General features: G+C 64.7%; 14 protein-coding genes and 1 pseudogene. 8 read left to right on the top strand and 7 right to left on the bottom strand.

From position 1 onward, the window contains the following. Positions 1–94: 94 nt before the first annotated feature. A pseudogene (locus tag LDO41_RS06875) lies at positions 95–784 on the top strand (EAL domain-containing protein); the annotation flags it as partial. A gap of 98 nt (positions 785–882) precedes the next feature. On the opposite strand, the gene LDO41_RS06870 reads toward LDO41_RS06875, so the two are convergent. Next, positions 883–1683 (bottom strand): response regulator transcription factor, encoded by an 801-nt coding sequence (locus LDO41_RS06870; RefSeq protein ID WP_223983597.1) that lies wholly within the window; start codon positions 1681–1683, stop codon positions 883–885. A 246-nt stretch (positions 1684–1929) separates the two neighbouring features. Here LDO41_RS06870 and cls point away from each other — a divergent pair, with 246 nt between their 5' ends. From cls to LDO41_RS06850, 4 genes are all read left to right on the top strand, one after another. Beyond that, the gene (gene cls / locus LDO41_RS06865) at positions 1930–3363 is read left to right on the top strand and encodes a cardiolipin synthase (RefSeq protein WP_223983594.1); all 1434 of its coding nucleotides are present in this window, start codon (positions 1930–1932) and stop codon (positions 3361–3363) included. Between the two features lie 141 nt (positions 3364–3504). After that, on the top strand, positions 3505–4170 hold the full coding sequence (locus tag LDO41_RS06860) for a TetR/AcrR family transcriptional regulator (protein ID WP_223984289.1): 666 nt from the start codon (positions 3505–3507) through the stop codon (positions 4168–4170). A gap of 248 nt (positions 4171–4418) precedes the next feature. Then, positions 4419–4955, top strand: coding sequence for a hypothetical protein (locus tag LDO41_RS06855; RefSeq protein ID WP_223983591.1), 537 nt, complete (start codon positions 4419–4421; stop codon positions 4953–4955). 75 nt (positions 4956–5030) lie between these two features. Then, positions 5031–5249 carry a hypothetical protein gene (locus tag LDO41_RS06850; RefSeq protein WP_223983587.1) on the top strand — a complete coding sequence of 73 codons (219 nt, stop codon included), beginning with the start codon at positions 5031–5033 and terminating at the stop codon, positions 5247–5249. On the opposite strand, the gene LDO41_RS06845 is transcribed toward LDO41_RS06850, so the two are convergent. From LDO41_RS06845 to LDO41_RS06825, 5 genes are all read right to left on the bottom strand, one after another. Beyond that, complete coding sequence (locus tag LDO41_RS06845) at positions 5237–5653, bottom strand: hypothetical protein (RefSeq protein WP_223983584.1); 417 nt, start codon at positions 5651–5653, stop codon at positions 5237–5239. The two genes, LDO41_RS06850 and LDO41_RS06845, sit on opposite strands and share 13 nt — an antisense overlap. 182 nt (positions 5654–5835) lie before the next feature. After that, a complete protein-coding gene (locus tag LDO41_RS06840; RefSeq protein ID WP_223983581.1) occupies positions 5836–6651 on the bottom strand; it encodes an endonuclease/exonuclease/phosphatase family protein in 816 nt (271 codons plus the stop codon). A 31-nt stretch (positions 6652–6682) separates the two neighbouring features. Further along, on the bottom strand, positions 6683–8833 hold the full coding sequence (locus LDO41_RS06835) for a VTT domain-containing protein (protein ID WP_223983578.1): 2151 nt from the start codon (positions 8831–8833) through the stop codon (positions 6683–6685). A gap of 211 nt (positions 8834–9044) precedes the next feature. Beyond that, complete coding sequence (locus tag LDO41_RS06830; protein ID WP_223983574.1) at positions 9045–11483, bottom strand: DUF3772 domain-containing protein; 2439 nt, start codon at positions 11481–11483, stop codon at positions 9045–9047. 75 nt (positions 11484–11558) lie between these two features. Continuing rightward, positions 11559–12533: an alpha/beta fold hydrolase gene (locus tag LDO41_RS06825; RefSeq protein WP_223983573.1), complete on the bottom strand. Its 975-nt coding sequence runs from the start codon at positions 12531–12533 to the stop codon at positions 11559–11561. A 310-nt stretch (positions 12534–12843) separates the two neighbouring features. On the opposite strand from LDO41_RS06825, the gene LDO41_RS06820 reads away from it, so the two are divergent. Continuing rightward, a complete protein-coding gene (locus LDO41_RS06820; RefSeq protein WP_223983570.1) occupies positions 12844–14682 on the top strand; it encodes a putative bifunctional diguanylate cyclase/phosphodiesterase in 1839 nt (612 codons plus the stop codon). On the opposite strand, the gene LDO41_RS06815 is transcribed toward LDO41_RS06820, so the two are convergent. Further along, positions 14679–16745, bottom strand: a complete 2067-nt coding sequence (locus LDO41_RS06815) for an alkaline phosphatase D family protein (protein ID WP_223983567.1) — start codon at positions 16743–16745, stop codon at positions 14679–14681. The genes LDO41_RS06820 and LDO41_RS06815 overlap by 4 nt on opposite strands. Positions 16746–16904: 159 nt before the next feature. On the opposite strand from LDO41_RS06815, the gene LDO41_RS06810 reads away from it, so the two are divergent. Together LDO41_RS06810 and LDO41_RS06805 are read left to right on the top strand one after the other, a co-directional pair. Then, positions 16905–17444, top strand: a complete 540-nt coding sequence (locus tag LDO41_RS06810) for a cupin domain-containing protein (protein WP_223983566.1) — start codon at positions 16905–16907, stop codon at positions 17442–17444. Between the two features lie 240 nt (positions 17445–17684). Next, positions 17685–18557 carry a hypothetical protein gene (locus tag LDO41_RS06805; RefSeq protein WP_223983563.1) on the top strand — a complete coding sequence of 291 codons (873 nt, stop codon included), beginning with the start codon at positions 17685–17687 and terminating at the stop codon, positions 18555–18557. Positions 18558–18601: the final 44 nt, after the last annotated feature.

Genomic DNA, 18601 nt, shown 5'->3' with positions numbered 1-18601 from the left:
GAGACATTGCACGGCCATTCGTGGTTTGTCATACCGGGGTCATGTCGCGGTCATGAAATGACGGGTCAGAATTTTCGCCTCGCGCCGCAACGCCATGTATCGCCCCCCCTCTGCTCAGCCGGCCATATCGTCATTACCCGCAGCGCCGCTGCGCTCGCCGCTGTTCCCACCGCTACACGCGGTGTTCCAGCCCATCGTGCGGCTCCACGACGATTCGATCCTTGGCTATGAGGCCCTGATTCGCGGACCGCGGGGCTCGCCGCTTGCGCAGCCGGACGCGCTGTTCCGACACGCACGCGAGATTGGCGCGACGGTCGCGCTCGAATGCGAGGCGGCTCGCGTCGCGCTGGCGGCGTGGCACGCGCTGGCACTGCCGGGCAAGCTGTTCCTCAACTTCAGCGCGCTGACGTTGCGAAGCTTATTGTGCGGTGCGGCAGAGGGCATGGTGGAGGTGCTGACCGTGGCGGGAGAGCCGGTCGCGCCGGAACGCATCGTGATCGAGTTGACCGAGCAGACCGCGACGGGGGACATCGACTCGTTCGCGCGTGCGATGGAGATGCTGACCGAGCGCGGCGTGCAATTCGCGCTCGACGATTTTGGCACCGGGCACGCCAATCTGGATCTGCTGGTAGCGCTGAGCCCGCAGTTCGTGAAGATCGACAAGTCGCTGGTGCGCGGCATTGAGAGTTGCGCGCGGCGCCGCGAAATCCTGCGGGCGATGCTGCGGATGATGCGGGCCATCGGCGGCACCGTGATCGCCGAGGGGATCGAGGATGGCGGCGCACTGGCGGCGGTGCGCAAGCTCGGCGTGATTGCGGCCCAAGGCTATTTTCTCGGCCGCCCCGACGCCACCGGCGGCACTCGCACATTGCTGGCCGCCAATCAGGCCGACATCAACTGCTCGACGTGGCGCGCCATGACCTGCGACGGATCGCGTGGGGCCACCGGGACGACTGGCGTAACGACGTCATCGGCGCGGGCGTTGTCCAGTACGTCGAGCCGGTAACCCTGCGCATAGACCACGCTGACGGTGACGCCGTTCTCCGGACCGAGGGCGAGCGTACGGCGCATGCGTGAGACCAGTTGCGCCAGCGCGCGCGACAGCGGCGACAACTCCCGTCCCCAGACCACGCGCTCGATGCGGTTGTTGCTCAGCATGCAACCGGCATTGGCGAACATCAGTGTGGCCAGGTCGAATTCCTTCGGCGTCATGGCAATGCGTTTGCCACGGAGCAGCGCGTAACGACCGGCGCTGTTGAGCTCGTACGGACCCGCGCGCACGCTCAGCCCGATACGTCCGCTCGTGGTCATGACCCGGCGCCGTAACGCCGCGATGCGCGCCAGCAGCACGCGCTCGGACATCGGTTGCACGAGGTAGTCGTCAGCGCCTGCGTCGAGCGCTTCCACCAGGGCATCGTCGTTCGATACCTCCGACAGCATCACGATGGGCACATCGCGCGCACGAGCGGCGCGTACCGCGCGGATGACGTCGATGGCGGGGATGTCCGGCAATTCGCGGTCGATCAGCAGCATGTCGTACGTGTCGTGGCTGATGCCGTGAATCAGATCGCGGCCCGCGTGGAAGACGCAGCAGCGGAAACCGGCCACCGACAGCAGGGCTTCGATGGTCTGCGGGCGTGTGGAACCGCTGGAGAGCAACGCGACATTGGGGGAGGGCGGCATGCGGAATCTCTTGAAAGGCGAGGAGAACTGGGACGGGACTGAGATGATTCCGAGGGAGACTAAAGGCCCAGACTGACCCCAACAATCAGGGAAATCTGAAATTTCCGAGAGTGGGTTCGGAACGTCGTAGATTTCTGGATTTGCACGCGCCCCGAACGACAACGCGCATGGCGCGCGGCAGGCGGTGGTTTTCCTATGCCAGAATAGCGGTCATCGAGTCCCGGCCAGTCATGGCGCACCCCGCCTATGTTGAGTCCCAGCATCGTTGCAGCGATCGTCGCCGGCTTCCACGCGGTAGGGGTGGTCGCGGCGCTGCACGCGGTCATGACGGTGCGCACCGCACCGGGTGCAATCGCGTGGGCGGGCTCGCTCGTGATGATGCCGTACTTCGCGCTGATCCCTTACCTGATCTTCGGGCGAAGTCAGTTCGCCGGGTACGTCAATGCGCGGCGCTTCAACAACGACCGGCTACGCGAGATTCGGCATGGCATGAGCATGCGCGAGCGCGATGCGTTCGGCGCGCGCATCGTGCACGAGCCGGTGCCCGTATGCCTGCGCGCGCTACCGCGCCTGACCGGCATGCCATGCGTGTCCGGCAATGCGGTGCGGCTGCTGATCAATGGATCCGATACGTTCGCGGCGATCTTCGCGGCGATCGACGCCGCGCGCGAGGTGGTGCTGATCCAGTTCTTCATCGTTCATGACGACGCACTGGGGCGCGAGCTGCATCGGCGTCTGTGCGCGCGCGCGGCCGCCGGCGTCAAGGTCTACTTTCTCTACGACAGCATCGGCTGCCACGCGCTGGGACGACCCTACGTGCGCGAGTTGCAACAGGCCGGTGTGGAGGCGCGCGCGTTCTCCACCCATCCCGGTTTCGTCAACCGCTTCCAGCTCAACTTCCGCAACCATCGCAAGCTGGTGGTCGTCGATGGCGCGTGCGCCTACGTGGGTGGACACAATGTCGGCAACGAATACCTGGGCACGCGGCCCCCGCTCGCGCCCTGGCGCGACACGCATATCGAGATCCGCGGCCCCGCCGTACTGGGTCTGCAGATGGCGTTTGCCGAAGACTGGTACTGGGCCGCGCGCGAGGTGCCGCACCTGCTGCTGCCGCCCGCGCAGTCCGTGGGGGACATGATCTGCCAGGTGGTACCAAGCGGGCCGGCCGACAACCAGGAAACCTGCTCGCTGTTCTTTGTCGAAGCGATCCAGTCCGCGCGCAAGCGGCTGTGGATCACGTCGCCATACTTCGTCCCCGACGAGGCCGTGTTCGCCATGCTGCGGCTGGCCGTGCTGCGCGGCGTGGACGTACGCATCCTCATCCCCGCCCGGCCCGATCACCTCGTGGTATTCGCGGCGTCCACGATCTATGCGTACCAGGCGATCAGTGCCGGCGTGAAGATCTATCGCTACCAGCCGGGGTTCCTGCACCAGAAGGTCATCCTCATCGACGACGAGGCCGCGGCCGTGGGCACCGCCAACCTCGACAATCGCTCGTTCCGGCTCAATTTCGAGATGATGGTGATGACCGCCGACCGGGGCTTTGCGGCCGACGTCGCGCGCATGCTCGAGGCCGACTTCGCGCAGGCCAAACAAGTGGGCCGCGACGAGTTTCTGGCGTCGCCGGTACTCATGCGGGTGGCCATGCACGTGGCCAAGCTGTTCGCGCCGATCCTGTAATACCGAGCCTGTCCGGAAAGCACGCGCGCGTGTGCCACTACAAGGGCGCTTTTCGGATGCGTTGTGTACACTGTCTACTATCAACACACGCTCAATCGGAGCGTGACAGACGGCATTCGCATGGGAGGCGGCATGACCCGTATGACCCCGACGGTAGCGGAGCCGCCGGCACGCACTACCTATCGTCACGGTGACCTGCGCCGTGCGTTGCTGGACGCCGGCATCGATCTCGCACAGGCGGGCGGTCCGGACGCGATCGTGCTGCGGGAAGCGACGCGCCGCGCCGGCGTGGTCCCGAATGCGGCGTACCGGCATTTCGCCAATCGGCAGGATCTGCTTGAAGCGGTGCGCGCGGCCGCGCTGTCGCGGCTGGCCATGGAAATGGAAGCTGCCATGGCCACCGACCTGATGGCCATTCCGCCTGAGGCCGATGCCGCCACGCGCGCGCGTGCGACACTGCGCGCGGTCGGGCGCGGCTACCTGCGTTTTGCCTCGCGTGAGACGGGCTTGTTCCGCACCGCGTTTTCGGTGCGCGAGCAGATTCAGCAGATCGAGCAAGACGCCGATCCGGCCAAGGCTGGCCATAGTGGACTCAATCCATTTCAACTGCTCGCGGCCGCGCTCGACGGGTTGGTCGCGGCGGGCCTGCTGGCCGACGACCGTCGTCCCGGCGCCGAGTATCTGGCGTGGGCCGCCGTGCATGGCCTGGCGATGCTGGCGCTCGATGGGCCGTTGCAGGGCCGGCCATCGGCGCAGGTGGATGCACTGGCGCAGCGTTTGCTGGAGATGGTGGAGAAGGGTCTCTGAGCCTGCGGGCAGGGCGAAATGACAAGAACCGGCCAAAAAAATGCCACGCCGGCGGGGACCGGCGTGGACTAAGGGGGGGAAGCCGAGGGAGGGGTGACCTCGACTTCTATGGGGCCTCCGCGTGCGGCGCGGAGACAAATCAAACTGTAATGAGACAAATCTCACTCGGGAATCGGATATCTACGAAACTAGAGTGTCTAACGTTCATTGCCGCGTGGCATCGGGTCACGCGCGGACGGGAGGCGGCGATGCGAGATATGCGTGGATGGTGGCGGATGACGGCGGCCGGCGGCGCGTTGATGCTGAGCGGGTGCGTCGCCTATCCGGATTACTACGGCTACAACAACTATTACGGCAGCTATCCCGGCTACATCTCGTCGGGCACGGTGACGTCCGGCACGGTCGATGCCGCCGGTTATCCCTCGGGTTACTACGGTAGTTACGGCACGTCCTATACGTACTACGGCGGCTATCCATACGCGTCGTATCCCGCGTACCCGGCCTATTACCCCGGGTGGTGGTATGGCCCATCGTACGGCTATGGCGGGTACTACGGCGGTGTGCGCTTCGGCTGGGGCGGGTACTGGGGCGGCTACGGACGCGGGTACTACGGTGGCTATCGCGGTGGGTACTACGGTGGATATCGTGGTGGATATCGTGGCGGATATTACGGCGGGTATCACGGTGGATACGGTGGTGGCTACCGGGGCGGTTATCGCGGCGGCTATCGAGGCGGCTATGGCGCCTCGCGTGGCGGTGGGGGCGGTGGAGGCCGTGGCCGCTGACACTTCAATGGCAGAGTTTGCATGGTGGCATTACCATCGCACTCACGGATGCCTGTCCGCCGGAGATTGCTCGCCATGACGAAACCCACCAAGCCTGCTAAGCCCACCAAGCCGACAGAAGCGGACCCGCGCAGTCAGGACGAGAAGCTGGAGGACGAATTGGACGAAGCGCTGGAAGATACGTTTCCAGCGAGCGATCCGGTTTCGATCGATCCCCGGTTGCCGCATGCGCCGGAGCGGCGCAAGCCCGGCCACGCGCGCGCGGTCGGTCAGGCGGTCAGTCAGGGAAGCTGACGCAACTGTCCGATCACGGACATCAGTCGTCCGTGCGCGACGGTGACAGCGGTCTCATCCTGCAGCGCTTCCTGATAGCGCTTGCGGAACCCTGCATCGCCACGTTCGCTGAACAGCTTCTGCGCGGCGCCGGCTACGGCGCGGCAGGTGTCGTCGTGATGCTCGCCCTCGAGCTCCTCATCGATCTCGATGATCAGTCGCGATAGCGGATCGAGCCAGCGAAAAAAGGACTCTTCCGTAACGAGTTGCACAAATTGTCCAGCCGGTATCGGGCCGTGCACGCGTTCGTATTGATCGCGATCGTAGCCGATGACTTCCTTATGCACCTGGAGCAATGCGGCGCGTAGCGCGCGCAAGCCCAGTTTGCGGGTTTCCTGGGTGGCAAGGAATTGTTCGCTGGTCATCCCGTCTCCACTTTTCCTTTTCGTTTGTGACGCGCGCATCAGGCCACTCGCAATGCGCAGATTGCCTAGGCAGTATAGGCAGCGGCCCAAGGCCGGACAAAGCGCGCAAGCCTAGCGAAATACCCGTATTGCGGTGCGCGGCGCGGCAATGCAGGCGATGTGGGACATCACAGCATCGATGTTCAGGCGCGTGTCGCGCCGGTCAGGTGCAGCACCGCGCGCAATGGCAGGTGGTCGGATGCGATGCGCGCGAGCGGTGTGGCGTGACGGTTCACCTTGACGAGATGCGCGCGCGGCGAGGTCCAGATGCGATCGAGCGCGAGCACTGGCCAGCGCGAGGGAAAGGTCGACACATGTGGTGTGCGTTCGAAGTACGCGTGCAGCCAGCGTAGCGGTCGGCCCCACAGGAACCACTCGTTGACATCGCCGAGCAGCATTGTGGGTTGCGCGGGCGTTTCCGCGAGCGCGGTAAGCAGGCGTTGCACCTGCCAGCGTCGTTCGCTCGGACGTAGGCCGAGGTGGGTGGCGATCACGCGTAACGTGAAGCGTTCGTTGGGTCCTGCATCTTCGGCATGGCAGGACAGCAGCGCATCGATAGCGCCGCGCGGCTCGCGTCCCTTCACGCTGAGGTCGATATGTCGCACGCTCAGTGGCCGATGACGGGTCAGCAGGGCGTTGCCATAGTCGCCATCGGCACGTACGAGTGTGGGGCCCGGAATCGCATGATGGCCGCTATGCAAGCATAGAAACTGCAACATGTCGAAACCGGTGGCGCGGGTCTCGACTTCCTGCAACGCGACGATGTCGGCCGAGAGTTCGGCCAGCACACCGGCGATGCGGTTCGGCACGAAGTGCCCGTCGGTGCCGATGCCGCCGTGAATGTTGTAGCTGACCACCGTGGTGTGCGCTTGCAGCGGCTGGGACGATGGCGAGAGTGCTCGCCCCGCGTGGAACGAAGGGGGCAGCGTTTGCGAGGCGTGGCGCTCGGGGGCGTTCATGTCATGCGCAGGTCATGCGTCAGTTTGTGCGCTATGCCGCCGCGTGCGCGTGGGCTTCGCGTCTACGCTTGCGCCGGCGCAGCAACAGCAGAACCGAAGCGGGCAGCAGCAGCACCGCGAGCACCAGCGCAAAGGTCAGCGGGCCCGGATTGCGGGCCGCGGCCGCGATGCGATCGACCAGCGAGGCCGAAATCAGGATGCCGGGCGTCATGCCGATCATGGTGCCGATCAGGCAGTCGCGCAGCCGGATGCGCGAGGCCCCGACCACGAGGTTCACCAGCGTGAACGGTGCCACGGGCACGAGTCGCATGACCACCATCGCGAGGATGCCGTGATCGCCCACCTGCTGGCTCAATCGATTGAGACGATTGCCACCAAAGCGGCGTACCGCGTTGCGTCCGAGCAGGTGGCCGATGCCGAAGCCGGTGGCGGCACTCAGTACGGTGCCGCATAGCGCGAGTGCGCCGCCGTAGAGCGGGCCGAATACCACAACTGTCACCACGATCAACACCGTCACGGGCATCAGCACGAGGCCGCCGAGTACAAACGCGGCCACCATCGCGAGCGGGGCCCATGGCATGTCGTCGACGCGCTGGACCAGCGCGAGTACCGCGCGGAAATCGGCCCATTCGCGCAATGGCGTGTAGCGCCACGCGAATGCGAGGCCGGCGAGCACGATCAGCAGCAACACCAGCATGCCGACACGGCTCACCACGCGTGGGCGGGCTTCGTGGCTGACGAACTGCTCGACCACCTGGTCGCTGTCGATGGGTTCGATCGGGTCGAGCAGATCGGCCGACGGCGAGGCGGCGTCGAGGTCCTCGGGGACATCGGGGGCGAACGGTTCGAGCGTGCGGCCTTCGTGGCGATGCAGTAGTGCGCAGGTTTCGAGCAATCGTCCGCTCTGCCGGTAGGCGAGGTCGAACTCGCGTGGGGTCACGGCCAGATGCTCGCATAGCAGGCGGTCGCGCATCGTGCGGATGGCGGTGGCGATGCGTGCATCGCCGGCGGCTTCGAGCACGATGTTGCATTCGGTGTCGAGGCCGAACGAGCGATTGCTGAGGTTGGCGGAGCCGATCGTCAGCAACGTGTCGTCGACCACCATGACCTTGCTGTGCACGTTGACGCAATCGTCGCCGAGGCCCGGCACCTGCGGGCAGAACAGTGCGAAGCGGTTGTCGCGATCGGCCGCGCGCAACTTGCGGTAGAGGCGCGCGCGCAATACGCCCATGCTGTATTCCTCGAGCCAGCCGCTCTCCACGCGTCGCGAGACCAGCGCGATATCGGGGCCGCCGTCTTCGTCGAGGCGGGCGCGCAGCGCGTCGGCGATCAGGCCCGAGGTGAAGTATTGATTCTCGAGATAGAGGTTGTCGCGCGCGGCGGCAATGGCGTCCAGATGGAGCGCGCGGATTTCGGTCACACCGGGGCTGTCGTCGCGCGGGGGGGCGGTGCGGCTGATGCCGATGCGTACGTCGGTGATGTCCGGGGTCACGCTAACAGGCCATGCATCCTCGAGCAGGCGGTCGGCGGCGCCGGGCGTGCGCGGCGGGCGACCGGTGGCATTGCGCCAGCGTTCGGCCGCGAGGTCGCCGAGCGCGGCGGCGGCGTCGCCGTCGAACATGCACTGCACGTCGTGGAACGGGGCGTAGGGCTTGCCGTCGGGGTCGCGACGCAAGGGGTCGTCGGCCATGTGGTGATGGCGGTCCCAGCGGCGGATGGTCAGGTCGAGGCCACCGGCGAATGCGACCTGATGGTCGATGACGACCACCTTCTGGTGGTGCGAGGCGCCGGGCGGGTGATTGCCGTCGAGCTGGAACGACAGGCGGCGGTGGGTTTGCCAGTGGGCCTGTGCGGCGGGCAGCCATTCGCGTTCGAGCGCGAACACCATCGAGAAGTCCCAGCTGAGTACGTAGACGCGCAGGCCCGGGCGGCGGCGCGCGAGCTCGTTCAGGAAGTCGCGCAGCGGGGCGGGGTAGCCATCGTGGTTACCGCCAGGTACGAGCTCCATGCGGCTGTCTATGTCCCAGCCGAGGATAAACACGGAGTGCCGGGCGTGCAGCAGGGCTTCGCGCAACGCGGAGAAATACGCTTCGCCATCGACGAGCATGGCAAAGCGGTCGCAATGTTCCTGGCGCCAGCAGTTGTGGCCGGGTTTGAGGATGGGGGCAGGGGCGGTTGTCATGGCAACCGCTCGCAGCGCAAATTCCGGACCCGCGCTGGAGCCCGCGTGGTTGTGTGGCGAAGGCGAGCCTTTGGGTGTGGGCTTTACCGCTTGTTTGTAAAAACTCCCGCCTGGCAAAAGCTTGGGCCCTCTCCCCCGGCCCCTCTCCCTCCAGGGAGAGGGGAGAAAACCGTTGGCATGCGATGGGCTTGCAGTTCTCACCAGCGGCAAATCAGCTGGCCGCGCGTTCGATCGGTTCGTTGCCGGGTACCGGGAAGTTTTCCACGCGTAGCGTCTGCGGCATCGACAGCGAGATGTTGGCGCCGCGCAGGCGCTTGAGGATCTCGAACAGGAGGTCGCTCTTCGTGTTGCCGGTCACGCGGGGGCTCGCGACGTAACCGGTTACGCTCAGCGTGATGCCGTTTGGCGCCAGTTGGTTGAACGTCACCGAAGGCGCCGGCACGTCGAGGATGGTCTCGTTGTCGCGGTAGGCGTCCAGCAGCAGGTCCCGCACCTCCTCGGGGTCGGTGTTGAGCGGGAACGTAAGCTGCAGCGTGGCCACGCCCTGCGTGCTGTTGCTCATCGTCACGTTACGCACGTTCTGCGAGATCAGCTGCGAGTTGGGCACGATCATGGTCGAGCGGTCGCCGAGCTGGATCTCGGTGGCGCGCACGTTGATGCGGCGGATATCGCCCTCGACCCCGCCGATGCTGACCATGTCGCCCACCTTCACCGGACGCTCGGTCAAAAGAATCAGCCCCGACACGAAGTTCTTGACGATCTCCTGCAGGCCAAAGCCGATCCCCACCGACAGCGCACTGACGATCCACGCCAGGTTTTCCCAGCGCACACCGAGCAGCGACAGCGCCAGCAGTACCAGCAGTACATACCCGACGTTGCTGAACAGTGTCGTCAGCGACGCGCGCAGGCCAGGGTCCATGCCGAGCTTGGGCAGCATCTCGGCGTCGAGCCAGCGACGCACGGAGCGCAGCAGCCACACGCCCACCGTGAGCGCGATGACCGCGTTCAGGATGCGGTCCGGCATGATGTTCAGGCTGCGCAGCCGTTCACCGCCCAGCACGCGCAGCACGCTATCGACGAGTTCTGCCGGCGTCGTACCGAAGCCGCCCGTCATCAGCGCGATGGCGGCGATGACCAGCAGCAGGCTCACGCCGATGCCCGACAGCACCGTCGAGGTCTGCTCGAGGTGGTGGTCGCCCACGCCGAACAATTGCTTGATCACGCGCCCGCTGGCGTACTGCGGCGCGAACAGGCTCTCGCATACATCGCGCGTGAGCTGCGTGAGCAGATAGAAGCTGCACAGCACGATATCGAACCACACCAGTTCGTACGTGAGAAAGCGCGCCACGGTGATATAGCCGATCAACAGCGCACCGAGCGAGATCACGGTGGCCAGCGTGACGGCCGCGTGGATCAGGCCCGCCAGTGTCGCGCGCGCCTCGGGTTGCTCGCCCGCGGCGACCAGCTCGCTGCGTACGCGATTGGCGCGCAGCAGTGCCGCACCGATGACCACGACCACCACGAGCGAGACCAGCCCACGCCCCAGCAGCGTGAACGGCACGCTGGTGTCGACGGTGCGATTGAGCTGCTCGAGCGTACCGGCCACCAGCAGCAGGCCGGCCAGGATCGACGGAAACGGACGCATGGCGATGGCCACCGCATCGGCCAGCGCGGGCAGCCGCCACGACGGATGCCGCGTGCACAGCAACGCGCGGCCGAGACCCGCGATCAGCGCGCAGGTCATCATCAGCTTGGCCATCTCGCTGAGCAGGCCTTCCAGATCGGGCGGCGGCTCGTACAGGCGCGTGAACGCGATAAACACCATATGCACCGCGATGGCGGTAGTCACCACGGTAGTGAGCGCAGTGCCCAGTGCCAGCGCGCTGCGCCGCAGCCGCGTGGCGGGCAGATACGTCAGGCAGTACCACGCAACGCCGCGCTCCAGCAGACGCCGCCCGAGGGTCCACAGCAGTGCCGCGAACACGAGCAGCAGTACGGTGCCGGTGCGTGCGCCCGGCTGCCATGCAAGCTGACCCATCGGCACCACCTGGTCGAGGAAGGCACCAAAGCGGCGACGGTCCTCATCGGCGGGGTCGAACAGCGGCGCCCAGAAATGCGGATTGAGAATGCTCTCCGAACGCAGCGCGAGCTGGTCCTTGAGGCGGCTGCGCTTGAGCTTGTCGAGCTGATCGTTGAGGTGCGCGATGTTGTCGCGTGATTCGGCCGCCTGCTTGACGGCCGCGTCGAGCTGCGTTTTGCGCGTATTGAGGTCCGCGCGCTTGCGTGCCACCGCGGCGGCTTCCGGTGTGGTGCCGGGCGCGGGAGGCGGACCCAGCACGTCGAGCTGAGCCTGCAGTTGCGCGAGCTGGGGCGTGAGCGCGGCCGTCAGCTTGTCGACGTCCGTATTGAGGTCCTGCAGCGCGTCGTCGAGGCCATCGAGACGGGTCTTGCCATCGGGAGCCGAGGCCTGCTGCTTGATGCGGTCCTGCGAGGTCTGCAGGCGTTTGAGTTCGGCGGCAATGTCGCCGGGGGACAGCACTTGCGCTTGCGGCGCACTGGCATCCGTTCCACCTTCGGCCGCCATCGCGGGCGGGAGGTGACACAGAGCAATCAGCACGAGGTTCAGCGCAAATTTCGAGAATTTGCTCATGGAATCGCGTGGATAGTCTGGGCGGAGAGCAGGGTGCTCCCCACGAACGAGGGGATTATACGCAATGCGGTTGCATCACTCGGGTCTGGCGGCCCGCGCGGCGATCTTCTCCGCCATGAACTTGCGCGTTAGCACGGCCACGTCGTCGAGTCGGGTGTCCATGACGAAGTGCCCGCCGTCGAGAATGCGGATGGAGGCATTGGGCAGATCGCGCCGGAAGGCGCGCGCACCGGCCTCGGTGAACGTGCCATCGTAGCGGCCCCACAACACGAGCGTGGGTGGCTGCCGCGTGCGCAGCCACGTCTGCCACTGCGGATACCGGTACAGGTTGTCGCGGTAGTCGAACGCGAGATCGGTCTGGATATCGAGCGTGCCCGGACGGCGCAGGAATGCGAGTTCGTCGATCCACAAGTCGGGATCGTAGGCATCCACATCGGGGTCGCCGCCGACATGGCGGCCGCGCACCGCGGCAAACGACAGCAACGCGGCGCGGACGTCCGGCTCGTGCGCGCCGCGGTTGACCCAGTAGCGGCGGCGCGCTTCCCACGCTGGGGCCAATCCTTCCTCGTAGATATTGCCGTTCTGGAAGATCGTGCCGAGCACCGCATTGGGGCGTGCGAGCGCCATGCGCATGCCCACCGGCGCGCCGTCGCCCTGCATGAACAGCACGTATCGATCTAGCTTAAGCGTGTCGGCAAAGCCGAGCATCATGCTGGCCAGGCGGTCGTACGAATAGCGGAATTGCGTGGCAGGCGGCGCGGCGCTGTTGCCAAAGCCGGGGTAATCGGGCGCGATCAGATGATAGGAGTCGCCCAGCGCGCGCATCAGATCGTCGTACATGCGCGACGACGACGGCAGGCCATGGAGCAGCAGCAGGGTGGGGCGATCGGGCGAGCCGGCCTCGCGATACGCGATGCTGATGCCATCGACCGCGATCGAGCGATAGCGCACCGGCGCGGCGTGGGCATGGCCGGCCGTGCTGGCGATTCCAGCGATGCCGGCGCACCACAGCAGCGCGCACAGGACGAGGAAACGAAGACGTGCGCGCATGGGGGCGGGCAATGGTGCCGATGAACGGGCGGTAATCGGTCAGATGAACGGCGCCGGCATCATGCCGACAAGCAGGGCCGACGGTCGGGCAGGACCGATAGGACATGCAGCCGCTATCGTAATGGCAGCCCTATGGGCCACACGTGACGCCGATATGCATACAACAGTGGCGGTCGTTCGATTTGATCAGGAATCGTGCAGCAGGAGAACGGATGCCGGGGGTGATGCATGCCACCCTTAGGCGGGGTGGCTAATTCGCCGCATTTCTGTTAGAAACACGCCGCGAAGGTCGATTCCGTGTTGGGTGTATATGCAAACGTTGCAAGTCGGGGATTGTCTCGATCCCTCCGCCCGTCGCGTACGCGTCGATGAGCGATATCGAGACCTGGCGGGAGCCGATGCCGAGGGCATGCACGCATTTGCGGTGTTTGCGGAGGACGGTGGTTTTGTCGGCCTCGTGACCGATCGTCAGGCCACGCTTTTCCCATCGCGTCGCTTCGGCGATCTGCTCGCGCGGCGGCAGGTGGAAGCGCTGCAGGCCGACGACGATGCCGTGCGCGCGCTGCATCGCATGCGCGTGGCTGTGCAGGCTCACCTGCCGGTGCTCGAGCGCGACGGCAGCTATCTTGGCGTGATCTCGGTGCAGAGCGTACTGGCGGAGCTGGTGCGGCGCGCGGAGATCTACCGTCAGGAGCGCGAAGTCCTGGTGGCGCAGCTCGAGGCCGAGCGCGAGAGCCTGCGCGCGCAATACCTGCACCTCGCCTACTACGACAGCCTTACCGGCCTGCCCAATCGACAGCTGTTTCAGGAGCGCCTCAATCATGCGATCGGGCAGTCGTCGCGGCGCGGCACCGAGTTCTCGCTGCTGTTCCTCGATCTGAACCGCTTCAAGGACGTCAACGATACGCTTGGCCACTCGTTCGGTGACCGGTTGCTCAAGGTCGTCGCCGAGCGCTTCAGCAAGCTCGTCAGCGATCCTGACCTCGTGGCGCGCCTTGGCGGCGACGAGTTCACGTTCATCCTGCATGACACCGTCGACGTGGAACACGTCAATGCCACCGCGCGGCGCATCTTCGACGAGCTGGCGGAGCCGATCGCGCTCGACGGCATCCAGAGCTATGTGTCGGCGAGCATTGGTGTCAGCCGCTATCCGGCCGATGGCGTGACGGCGGAAGCGCTGGTCATGAACGCCGATGCGGCGATGTATCGCGCCAAGGAAGACGGTATCGGCGCGTGCCATTTCTATTCGCCGAAGCTGCACGACCGCATGCTGAACCGCCTCGATATCTCTAACGCGCTGCACCGCGCGCTTGAGCGCGAGGAGTTCTCACTGGTCTGGCAGCCGCAGGTATCGCTGACCACCGGTGTGATCGTCGGGGCCGAGGTGCTTCTGCGCTGGAATCGCGATGGCGTGAAGGCGGTGTCGCCCGCGGAATTTATACCGATTGCCGAGGAAACCGGCATGATCGGCGCGATCGGCGATTGGGTCCTGCATGAGACCTGCCGTCACGCGGCGCGGCTGGAAGGGTTGCCGCTCGCGTGCGATTTCCGTATCGCTGTCAATTTCTCGCCGATGCAGCTGCGCTGGCACAGGGAGAAGTCTGTTCTGCGCACGATCAATGAGCATGGGCTGGACTGCCGTCGCTTCAAGATCGAGCTGACCGAGAACTCGCTGTTCCTCAACAGGGAAGGCATGGCGGAGTTCGTGCGCGAACTCGGCGCGGCCGGTGTGGCGATTTCGGTCGATGACTTCGGCACTGGCTACAGCAATCTGTCGACACTCAAGCATCTGCCAGTGAGCGAGCTCAAGATCGACCGCTCGTTCATTCACGACATGCAGGCGTCGCACAGCGACAAGCAACTGGTGCTGGCGATGATCGGCATGGCGCAGATGCTGGGGCTGCGGGTGGTGGCCGAGGGCGTGGAGCACCCGTGGCAGGTGGCGGTGCTGAAAGACTTCGGCTGCGATATCGGGCAGGGCTATCTGTTCAGCCGGCCGGTTGCGTTCGACGAACTCGTGCGCCGACTGGAAGCGCCGGCGTTCGACGTGCGCGCGATGTTGTCGTCGCCGTATCCGCCGCCATCCTCGACGCCGGGTGAGTCCGCGCTCGCTGGCGCGGTCTTACCCGGCTTGCCTGGCTTAACTTAGCTCGGTACTACCGTCACGGCCGGTGTCACGTCGGCCAGCACCTGGATCGACTGCATGCTTGCCGTCGCGGTGGCGGGCGCGGCGCCGTTGACCAGCTTGCCCATCTTGTGGAACGTACAGGTCAGCGAGGCCGGCGTCAGCGCGACCACGGCATAGCCTTGCGCATCCGTGTCGGCGTACTTCACCGTGGTGGGATTGTTGGTCTTCAGCGTGTCGTTCAGCGTGTTGATCACGGCGCTGATCGGCGTGGTGTAGACCAGCGGACGCACTGCGGCGAACGAAGGGTTGAAGTCCACCACCTGCTTCAGGAAGCTCCAGAACGAGTTGCTCGACACGCCGGCGGACACCAGGTCCACCATCACCGGTGCCGGGGTACCGGCATCGTGATCGTCCATCACCACGCCCGCGAAGAACGCGTGGATGTCGCCGGTCAGCGCCACCACGTTGCCGATGGCGTTGCCCTTCAGGTGGGCCATCAGGTCGTTACGTTCGGCGTTATAGCCGTCCCACATATCGGCATTCAGGATGAACGAATCGAGCAGGTTGCGCGGGGGCAGCCCTTGATTGAGCGAAGGCGCCCACTCGTTGTCGAATTCGTTCTGATCCAGCAGGCCCAGCGTGTTGACCAGCAGGTTGCCCAGCGTGGTCCACGGCAGCGTCGGATAGGCCGGGTTGGCCTTGCCCGCGGTAAGGTCGGCCGTCACGGCGGCCTTGACCGCGTTCTCCAGCGCGGTGTTGCCGGTGGCGCCACCTGCCGCGAGCAGCGAGGCAGTGATCGACCCGATGATGCTCGCGGTGCCATCCACCTTCATGCGCAGCAGCGACACTTCGTTGCCCCACAGCTTCCACTTGGTGGTGGCATTGCTCATCGCGCTCTTCCACCATGCGCGCTGGGTATCGCCGAGCATCGAGACCGGCGTGAGCGCGCCACCGGCGTTGGTCTGCTTCAGTGCCGAGGCCGCGTCGAGCGCGGTCTTGGGCACGAAGTAGCGGCTACCGATTTCGCTGCCTGCGACCGATTCCGGAATGACGTGGTCGGCGCGATAGAGGCGCTCGTCGGTCATCACCAGCGTGGCGAGGTCGCCGAACTGGAACTGGCGATAGATCTGGATGTTCTGGAACGACGGGTTGCCGAGATCGAGCGAGACATCGGCCGGCATGAATTCGAACCATGCCTGATTGGCGCTGCGGCGGCGCGAGACCTGCTCGGTCTGGTCGTCCGTGATGGTGTAGGTCTGATGATCCTGCCAGCAGTCGTCGGAGAACTCGTGATCGTCCCAGATCGAGATAACAGGGAAGGCCGCGTGCAGTGCCTGCAGGCGCGGGTCCGTGCGGTAGGTCTTGTACAGGTAGCGATAGTCCGCGAGCGTGGTGGCGTACACGGAGTTGTCGGCCAGGCGCGTGCCGTTGGGCAGCGTCAGCGCGGTGTGGGACGCTTCGGCCTTGCCGGTCTGGAAGCTGGCGCCAACGCTCTCGTAGATGTAGTCGCCCATGTGGATCACGAAATCGAGATCCATCGCGGCGAGCTCGGCCATGCCGCCCCAGTGGTTGACGCTCCAGTCCTGGCACGTCATGAACGCGAACTTGAGCTGCGACACCGGCGTGCCCGGTGCCGGCGCGGTGCGCGTGCGGCCCGTGATGCTGGTAACGCCGTTGACGATGTAGCGATAGTAGTACGTGGTCGATGCCGTCAGGCTCGCGACCTTGGTGCGAAGCGTGTAGTCCCAGTCGGGCACGACCTGATGCACGTCGTTGACGAGCAGCGTGGCAAAGTCTTTCGTGGCCGACACCTGCAGCGTGACGTTGACGGTCTCGGTGCCGTTGGCGCCGTTGACGCGCGTCCACAGCATGACGCTGTCGGGCTTGGGGTCACCCGATGCCACGCCATGGGCGAAGCTGAACGCCTGCGGCGTGGTACCCGGGCCAGTACCGGTGGCGGGGGGCGTATTGGACGTGGGGGACGAGGCGGGGTTGTCATCCGAGCCACCGCATGCGGCGAGACCGGTGGTGGCAACGGAGACGGTGATGAAGCTCCCCCATTTGAGAAACTGACGGCGATCCATTTCTTTATTCCGTGTGGGCAAAATCGTGTTTATATTTTTGAGTTTTCGCGCGGGGCATGTTTGGTATGCCCGACGACGGTGCCCATTATTTGTCGCCACTGTGACCAGTTCGTGTCCGCTTTCCCCTAATATCGTGATGACATTGCGAGACAATCATTCATGACAACGACATACGATTTGCAGACGCGATTGATTCGCGAGCTTGGGCTGGTGCCGCATCCGGAAGGGGGTTTTTATCGCGAGACGTGGCGCGATGCGATGCGCGTGAAGCGGCCTGATGGGGTGGAGCGCTCAGCGTCCACTGGCATTTATTACATGTTGTCGGATAACGCCTATTCAGCGTGGCATCGTATTCGCTCGGATGAGGCTTGGCACTTTTATGCTGGCACACCGATAAACTTATATGTACTTGGTGACGATGGCGTTATGACGACGCATCGGCTGGGTAATCCACTGCTGCACCCGGGCACGTCGTTTCAAGCGGTAGTACCGGCAGGATGCTGGTTCGCGGCGGAACGCGTTGGAGAAGAGCAGGGCTTCGCGTTGGCGGGATGCACGGTGGCACCCGGCTTCGAGTTCTCGGAGTTCGAACTCGCGGACGCGGCGCAGATCGCCGCGCTACAGCAGTCATACCCGGCGCACGCGCGTGACATCGCGCGGCTGGCACCGAGTGGGCTGACATCCCACCGGCCCTCATGACCATCGTGCAAGTGCGTTGCACCGCCGCGACATACCCCTCTATTTTCCGAATTACGGCATAGCAACAGAGTGCTAACTTGACGCGCTACCATTCGACGGTCAATTCATACTCTTTCATACAAATAAAAAATGCTCAGGGTCGCAATATTCAGGATTTTTCCGGTCGCTGTGTGTGTCGCCACGATGGCGGGTTGTGCCACGTTCCGCAACACGGAGCCATTTCCGCAGGCGCAGAAGGACGTGTCCATTCGCGTCAGTCAAGAATTGCCGTCCACTTGGACGGAGATGCCAACTGGCGTTTATGCGGTTCCGAATTCGCGCTTGTTTGTGAGTGGGCATCAGAGCGCGCAGGCCGTCGGGTTGCTGCTGGGCCCGGTCGGCGTGCTCTTGGGTAGCGCCATCAATGCCGAGCGCGGGAAGAATCTTGTCGGTGATGGCAGTGCCGTGGCGAAGCAGGATTTGGCTGCCGCGACGGAAGGCTTCGTGAAGGACGGGCTCGCCGCGGATCCTAACACCAACCTGAAGTTCGGCAACGCTGGTGCCGGAGCCTCGCAACTGGAGTTGTTGCCGTTTGCTGTACTCAGCTACATCAATGAAACCGACGTGCGTCCGTACGTGATTGTGCGCACGACCTTGAAGGATGCGACGGGCAAGGAGGTCTGGAGCAGCCGCTATATTTCGGCTTCGGCCGAGGCACGTCCATTTGGCGGCGACAACGGCTGGTACAAGGATGACGGGAGCTCGCTGAAGCTCGCATTGTCGCAATCGCTGAAGCGAAGCGTTGATGTGATGCTGAGCGACGTAAGTGGAAAGACATCGCGCAACGCGACCAAATGGATGTATGTGAGCGGGCAGTATGTTTTCGTCAAGCAGCCGCTCAAGCTCAAAAGCAACCCCGTCGTAGAGGATCCCGACTACATCGCATTCACTCCGCACATCGGCGATGTGAACGTCTTTGCGGGCGTGAGCATCTTCGATCGGAGGATAGTGAGCATCACGGAAGCCACGGAGCAGGATCCGAACTTTACTTCGGTCGATAAGCCGAGCCCGGACGCCGCCAAGTCCGGCGACGCGGCGGGCACGACAGTGTCGGCGGTACAGGCGGGGAAATAAGTGGATTGATCTCCGGCAAAGACAATTTTCCGCTCTCTGTCACC

Source organism: Cupriavidus pampae, from assembly GCF_914271485.1.
Classification (GTDB): domain Bacteria; phylum Pseudomonadota; class Gammaproteobacteria; order Burkholderiales; family Burkholderiaceae; genus Cupriavidus; species Cupriavidus pampae.
Note: the sequence above shows the minus strand (reverse complement) of the source record. Positions and strands in the feature narration are given on the sequence as shown.